The 5213-nt window shown below is 68.7% G+C and carries 5 protein-coding genes and 2 pseudogenes; 4 read left to right on the forward strand and 3 right to left on the reverse strand.

The window, feature by feature from the left end:
- Nucleotides 1–222, reverse strand: a pseudogene (locus BMY89_RS29650) (hypothetical protein); the annotation flags it as partial.
- A gap of 386 nt (nucleotides 223–608) precedes the next feature.
- Here BMY89_RS29650 and BMY89_RS29655 point away from each other — a divergent pair.
- The gene (locus tag BMY89_RS29655) at nucleotides 609–950 is read left to right on the forward strand and encodes a hypothetical protein (RefSeq protein WP_092383811.1); all 342 of its coding nucleotides are present in this window, start codon (nucleotides 609–611) and stop codon (nucleotides 948–950) included.
- Complete coding sequence (locus tag BMY89_RS29660) at nucleotides 947–1642, forward strand: nucleotidyl transferase AbiEii/AbiGii toxin family protein (RefSeq protein ID WP_232521626.1); 696 nt, start codon at nucleotides 947–949, stop codon at nucleotides 1640–1642. Before BMY89_RS29655 ends, BMY89_RS29660 begins: the two co-directional genes overlap by 4 nt.
- A 187-nt stretch (nucleotides 1643–1829) precedes the next feature.
- Here the strand turns inward: BMY89_RS29660 and BMY89_RS29665 are convergent, their stop codons facing one another.
- Entirely contained in the window at nucleotides 1830–2732 is a 903-nt protein-coding gene (locus BMY89_RS29665) for an SDR family oxidoreductase (protein ID WP_092383814.1), read from the reverse strand.
- 374 nt (nucleotides 2733–3106) lie between these two features.
- On the opposite strand from BMY89_RS29665, the gene BMY89_RS29670 reads away from it, so the two are divergent.
- Both BMY89_RS29670 and BMY89_RS29675 read left to right on the forward strand, forming a co-directional pair.
- Complete coding sequence (locus BMY89_RS29670; RefSeq protein WP_092383817.1) at nucleotides 3107–3343, forward strand: hypothetical protein; 237 nt, start codon at nucleotides 3107–3109, stop codon at nucleotides 3341–3343.
- Nucleotides 3340–4764, forward strand: coding sequence for an MFS transporter (locus BMY89_RS29675; protein WP_232521627.1), 1425 nt, complete (start codon nucleotides 3340–3342; stop codon nucleotides 4762–4764). The genes BMY89_RS29670 and BMY89_RS29675 overlap by 4 nt, the downstream gene beginning before the upstream one ends.
- A 224-nt stretch (nucleotides 4765–4988) precedes the next feature.
- Here the strand turns inward: BMY89_RS29675 and BMY89_RS29680 are convergent.
- A pseudogene (locus tag BMY89_RS29680) lies at nucleotides 4989–5213 on the reverse strand (hypothetical protein); the annotation flags it as partial.

Consider the following 5213-nt stretch of genomic DNA (forward strand, 5'->3'; position numbering starts at 1 on the left):
ATTCGCGGTCTGCTCATCAGACAGGTCGATCGTCGACTGACTGCCCTGCACACCATGCGGAACCAGCTTGCCCATGTCCGGCTTGTCAGCCTGCACCACCGCCACCGGCTTACCGGCGACCGGGGCGGTGTCCGCGTACGCGGCCACCGGACCAGCGACCATGCCACCAGCAAACGCCACACCAGCAATACCCAGCACGCTCTTACGGAAGATCGTGTTCATGATGAAAGCTCCATTCGGGGGTTGGCACACACACCGACCGGGGGAAGGTCGACACGCACGCAAGCACCGTCAGGCACTCAAAGAACAAGGGGAAAAGAGATCCTCCGGCACGCGGGGCAGAAGAGGGGCCACTTCACGCCGCCGGAACCATGTACAACGACCGACCGAGCCAGGTCATTCCCGGATCGCGCACACCCGCCTCGGACGGGTCGCCCTTCACGGTCGCTCACCCGGGTTCAACGACCCCCGGCCACCGACCATTCCAACCCGCCGCGAGGCAAAAACCGGACATCCGACCCCAGACCGCCTGAGGCGAGCGGTCGGTAGCTCGGGTCGGGCGCAGGTCGTGGGTCCGGTCCCGGCAGGTCTGGGGTTACCCTGACAGCATGCAGGCCGTCTCCCCCACCTCTACCGGCGTGGCGCACCTGGCCCGGCCCGGCCGCCCTGCCGTGGTGGCTCGGACGCTGGCCGAGCTGCGCGGGCCCACCCGGGGCGTGGTGGAGTTGCCGGTGCGGTTGATGTGGTGCGCGGACCGCGCGTTCGACCTCCGCGATCCTGACCAACTGCTCTGGATGTACGAGAACGTGCTGCGGGAAACCAGCAGCGTCGACGACCTGCGCAGCCTGGTCAACGGGCGAATCCTGCGTCGGGTGTGGCGACTGCTCAACTTGCCTCGCGGCGTCCGACTGGCCTGGGAGAGTCGGCACCGGGGCCTCCGGTCAACGTGAGCCAGGCACCCCCCGAAGCACACCACGGGGAACGGTTCGGAGCGCACCCGCACGAGTTCTACCGCGAGGTGGCCCGGGTGGCGTTGACCGTCGCTGGACCGCACCGTTTCGTCCTCGGCGGCGGCGTGGCCTGGGCCGCGTACGGTCTGGTCACCCGCCCCACGGAGGACGTCGACCTCTTCGCGGACGTCGAGGGGGCCGCCGCCGCAGCGGCGGCCGGGGTACGGGACGCGTTACGGGCGGCCGGGTTCGAGGTGGCCGACGCCGATCCGGACAGCGACCTCGGCGAGGTCTTCGACGGCTTCGACCGGGACATGCGGGACTTCCTCGTCACCCGGGACGGGCGACAGATCCGGCTTAGCCTCGCCCGCCTCGACCGGTACCGCAGCCCGGTGGTGATGGACCTCGGACCGGTGATGGACGTGCGCGACCTGATCGCCAACAAGACCGCCGCCCTGGTAAACCGTCGTGAGGTCCGCGACTACATCGACGTGGCCTCCGCCCTGGAGGAACGGTCCGTGGTCGAACTGCTAGAGCTCGCCCGGCAGCTCGACCCCGCGCTTGACGACGAGGACGTCCGGGCCGCCGGCCGCTACCTTGATCGGCTACCGGACGGAAGGTTCGCCCGCTACGGCCTCGATCCCACCGACGTCGCCCGCGTCCGACGGCAGTTGGCCAACTGGCCCCGCTAATCCGGCCCCACCCCGCCCGGGCGGCACGGAGAACGGTGTACACCCTTCGCACGTCGCCGAGGGAAGCCCGGTCGGCCGTGCTGCGGGCGGCCAGCCGGTCTGTGCGCGCGACCCGCCCGGAAAGCGCGTTGTTAATAGGGGGCCCCTCCTATACCGGAGGCGTTAAGAAGGGGCCCCTCCTTACACCTCACTTGGTGAAACGGCCGCCGGTTACGCCGAGGACCTCGCCGGTGACGAAGCTCGACTCCTGCGAGGCGAAGAAGACGTATGCGGGGGCCATCTCAGCGGGCTGGCCCGGCCGCCCGATCGGGGTGTCGGTGCCGAACTGCTTGACCTTCTCCTCCGGCATGGTCGCCGGAATCAGCGGCGTCCAGACCGGCCCGGGCGCGACCGCGTTCACCCGGATACCCCGGTCGACCAGGTCCGCGGCGAGGGCCTTGGTGAAGTTGGCGATCCCCGCCTTCGTGGTGGCGTAGTCGAGCAGCTGCGGCGACGGGTCGAACGCCTGGATCGAGGAGGTGTTGATGATCGTGGCTCCCTCGCCCAGGTGCGGCAGGGCTGCCTTGCACAACCAGAACATGGCGTACAGGTTGGTCTTGAACACCCGGTCGAACTGCTCGGTGCTGATCGCGGCGATGCCCTTGTCCTGCGCCATCTGGTACGCCGCGTTGTTCACCAGGATGTCGATGCCACCGAGGTCGCTCACCGCCCGCTCGATCAGCATCTCGCAGTTGCGCTCATCGGCGATGTCGCCCCGTATCGCGACACCCTTTCGGCCGGCGGCCTCGATGAGCCGGACAGTCTCCCGGGCGTCGGCGTCCTCCTCCTCGCTGAGGTAGGAGATCAACACGTCGGCACCCTCTCTGGCGTACGCGATGGCCACCGCCCGGCCGATGCCGGAGTCGCCGCCCGTGATCACCGCCTTCTTGCCGTCGAGTTTGCCGGTGCCCCGGTACGTCTCCTCGCCGTGGTCCGGCTTCGGCGTCATGTTGTCCGTACGGCCCGGCGGGTTCTGCTGCTGGTTGGGCTGCCCGGACTGCTGGCCGAACTGCTCGGCCGGGTCCTGCTGGGTGTGCTGGGTCTCGCTCACGGTCGTCTCCTCGCGCGGGTCGATCCGAAGGGGTCCCGCAACGCCCTACCCGGACGCGAAGTGCGGAAACTCGGACAGCAGGGACTGCTCGATGGACACCTTGAACGGATGCACGCGGCTCTTCGATGCGAACAAGATTCACTAGCGCAGTGGGTTCGGGTCCTGGTCGAGCTTGGACAGTCACCCTGCCTACGGCGTCCTAGGATCCTGGATTAATGGGATGCCACGCTCCTGCGTGTTAACAGGGGGCCCGTGCTCTACCGGAGGCGTTCACAGGGGACCCTTCCTTCAAATCAGGGCATCTTCGGGGCGGCGGTGGGTAACCGCGCGACGCGGACCGCCAGCAGTCGGCGGGAAAACGTGAGGAGAACGCCATGCAGCAGGTGCAGCTGTCGGATGTCGAGGTCCAGGTTTACGATGCGGTGGCGGCCCTGGAGTCGCGCGGCCAGGTTCCCTACCCGGACCTGATCGCTGAGGAGTGCGGCCTCAGCGAGGAGCAGTTGCAGACCCCGCTACACCTGCTCACCGAGAAGAACCTGTTGCACCGCGAGGACTCGCCGATGGCCGGCCTCGACTTCGGCCCGCGGTTCTGCGTACAACAGTTGGGGTGACCGACGGCGGGCCGTACGACGAACGGCGACGCCGGCAGGCCCTGGGGGTCGGACTCGTCGCGGCGTTCATGACGCTGCTCGACATCAGCATCGTCAACGTCGCTCTACCGTCGCTGGAACGTTCCCTACAGGCCAGCCCCAGCGACCTGCAGTGGGTGCTCTCCGGCTACGCGCTGGCCTTCGGGCTGGTCCTGGTGCCGGCCGGGCGTTTCGGTGACATCCGTGGCCGCCGCAACGCGTTCGTCTTCGGCGTCGCCCTGTTCACGCTGGCCAGCGCGCTGGCCGGGTTTGCCCAGTCCCCCGACTGGCTGGTCGCCACCCGGTTGCTCCAGGGTGCCGCCGCCGGTGTGGTGAACCCGCAGGTGACCGGCCTGATTCAGCAGCTCTACCAGGGTCCCGAGCGGGCCCGACCATTCGGTCTGCTCGGTGCCACCATCGGCATCTCCACCGCGGTCGGTCCTCTGCTCGGCGGTCTGCTGATCGCCGCCGGCGGCCAGGAGCACGGTTGGCGGTGGGTCTTCTTCGTCAACGTGCCGGTCGGGATCGTCGCGGTGATCCTCGCCTGGCGGCTGCTGCCGGGACGGGTCACCGAGCGCAGCTCGCAACGCAGACTGGATCCGCTCGGCGTGCTGCTGCTCGGCGTGGGCGTGACACTGGTGTTGCTGCCGCTCATGCAACGCGAGCAGTGGCCCGGCCCGGAAAAATGGCTGCTGGTGCCCGCCGGCCTGATCACGCTGCTCTGCTTCGCGCTCTGGGAGCGACGGTACGCACGACACGGACCTCCGATGTTCGACGTCCGCCTGTTCAACCACCAGTCCTACACCCTGGGCTCGCTGATCGCGCTGCTGTACTTCGGTGGCTTCACCGCGATCTTCTTCATCCTCACGCTGTACCTGCAGAACGGGCGCGGCTACAGCGCGCTCGTCGCCGGCCTGGCGATCACCCCGTTCGCCCTCGGTTCGGCAGTCGCGTCCGCGGTCGGCGGTCGGATCGTCAACCGGTACGGCCGGCCGCTGGTCGCCATCGGCCTACTGGCCGTGGTGGCCGGTCTCGGCCTGACGGCGTTGGCCATCGAGCTGGTGCCGCACGCGCCCGTGCCCTGGGTGACCGCCGCTCCGCTGCTGGTCGCCGGGATCGGCAGCGGCCTGGTGATCGCCCCGAACCAGACGCTGACTCTGTCGCAGGTGCCGGTCCCGGAGGCGGGTAGCGGGGCGGGCATGCTCCAGACCGGCCAGCGCATCGGCTCCGCGGCCGGTATCGCGGCCGTCGGGGCGGTCTTCTTCTCCGCGCTGTCCGACGGGACGGACGCTTGGTCGAGAGCGTTCGAGCGGTCGCTGCTGACCTCTGCCGGGATCATCTCGCTGGCCCTGGTGGCAGCTCTCGTCGACATCGCCCGCCACCACCGACAACCTCCCGGCTGAGTCCCACCACCCCGGTGTAAGGAGGGGGCCCTTCTTAACGCCTGGTATGTAGGAAGGGCCCCCTCTTAACAAAAGCCAGCCGGCTACCGCCGCCGCTGGTCGAGCATCCGCTGTACGGGGAGACGCCGCTGGCCGGCGCCCGGGGTACGGGTGCCGGCCAGCGGCTTTCTGCTCCCCCTCTGTCGAGGAAAGTCTGCTCGAGATGTGGGTCAGTTGTTGCGGGGTCAGCTGTTCCAGTGCTGCGCGACGAGGTCGGCGGCCAGCTGCTCCCACTGGGCGTAGTGATCCGGGTACGCCGACACCTGCACGGTCTGCGCGGCCACGGTCAGCGGCATGTCCTGCCAGCCGTCGACCTGCTTCAGACCCTTCAGGAACGCCAGGGTCGAGTACTCCGGGTCGGTGATCTGCTCCACCGTGCCCCAACCAGAGGTCGGACGCTGCTGGAACAG

It is taken from the genome of Micromonospora phaseoli (genome assembly GCF_900109115.1).
Taxonomy (GTDB): domain Bacteria; phylum Actinomycetota; class Actinomycetes; order Mycobacteriales; family Micromonosporaceae; genus Micromonospora; species Micromonospora phaseoli.